General features: G+C 69.9%; 2 protein-coding genes. Both read right to left on the bottom strand.

The annotated features are described in order from the left end of the window. The coding region (locus tag AO501_RS14950; protein WP_231752495.1) for a S8 family serine peptidase at positions 1-443 on the bottom strand (443 nt) is incomplete at its 3' end. Between the two features lie 29 nt (positions 444-472). Beyond that, positions 473-1,487: type VII secretion integral membrane protein EccD (eccD, locus tag AO501_RS14945; RefSeq protein ID WP_055578469.1), on the bottom strand; the 1,015-nt coding region annotated here is incomplete at its 5' end.

Here is a 1,487-nt window from a genome sequence, read left to right as displayed (position 1 = left end):
GGCGGGGGCAGCACCGTCTTGCCGTCGGCGGGCTGGGCGGCGATCAGCGAGGCCACAATGGTGCCGTGCGCGTCGCAGTCGGTCAGTCCATCACCGCCGGCCTCCACGTAATCTCCGCCGCCGACCAAGTTGGTCAGCCGCGGATGCGGGCTCACACCGGTGTCGATGACCGCCACCTTCACCCCGCCGCCGCGGCCCAAGCGCCACGCCTCGGCCACATCGAGCATGTCCATGAAATGTGGCTGCACCCGGTAGTCGGTGCCGGGCAGGGTGCCGACCCTTGTGCAGTACGTGCCCTGGCGCATCGGCTGATCCGGACCCGGCGGCCCATCAGCCGGCAGCGCCCCCAGGTCGATCTCCGGCGGGCTGACCGCCAACGCCGGCGGGGCCACCCACAACGCCGCGCTACCGACGGCGACCACACTGGCCGCGGCCGCGATCATCTTCTCTGTTTTCACCCGCACCCCGCTCGTTACCGGTACCGGATAGCGGTCAGCACACCCATCAGCCAAAACGCCAACGGGAAGATCGCGGTCAAACACACGTATTCAATCCACTCCACCACCTTGCGAAACGTCGGCGTGTAGAAGCGCCGGGGCACCACTACCGCCGCAATCAGGCCGGCCACCGGCACCGCCACAATCATTGACACCCCGATCAACAGCGCCGGCAACGTCGCGAGCCCCACCACGTAGCGCCCGGCCACACCGGTTGCGATAGCCACACCTGCCAGGGCTAGCAGCGTCGCCTGCGACCGGTCGGTGAATGAGCGGCCCCGCAGCAGCACCGCGACCGCGACCAGCCCCGCCAACACCACCAGCAGTGCGCGCCGGGGCGCGTGCGGATCGCACAACGCCACACAACACAGCACCACCAGCCCCGCGGTGGCCACCAACAGCCCGCTCAGGTGGGCGCGCGCACGGTCGGTCGACACCGTCACATCGCGCACCGACTCAGGGCCGTCCAAGGTGGTCAATTCGCCGCTCGCCACCACCTTCTCGGCCGGTAGATCCGGGCGCGTCTCAAATATCCAGCGGCCGGTAGCCGACGGGAACACCGGCAACCGGATCCCCCCGGCCAACCGTGCCACCGTCGGCGCCAGATGCATCGCCACCATCGACACCAGCAGCAGCACGCTCAACAGGATCGGCGCCGAAGTCACCAGCGCCATCCGCACCATCGCCACTACGGCCCCAGCCAGCCCCGCCGTGATGACCGCGGTTCCCAGCGCAACATGACGGCCGGTAAACCGGACCATCAAAATGGCGGCAGCCGATATCGCGGCCAACCCCAGCGCGGCATGCGGTGCCCCCACGGGGCCGGGAACGGCCGCGGCACCACCAACGGCCGCCGGCACCGCTGCGGCCCACAGCAGCGTGTCCCCAATTGTGCGAGCAAGCGCGCTGTGGTGCCCGCGAACCAGCACCACCACGGCGGCGATGACCAGCACCGCGCCGAGCGCCGTGCAATACAGCGCCGCCACGGCG

The organism is Mycobacterium gordonae (assembly GCF_001417955.2).
Classification (GTDB): Bacteria; Actinomycetota; Actinomycetes; order Mycobacteriales; family Mycobacteriaceae; genus Mycobacterium; species Mycobacterium gordonae_B.
Note: the sequence above shows the minus strand (reverse complement) of the source record. Positions and strands in the feature narration are given on the sequence as shown.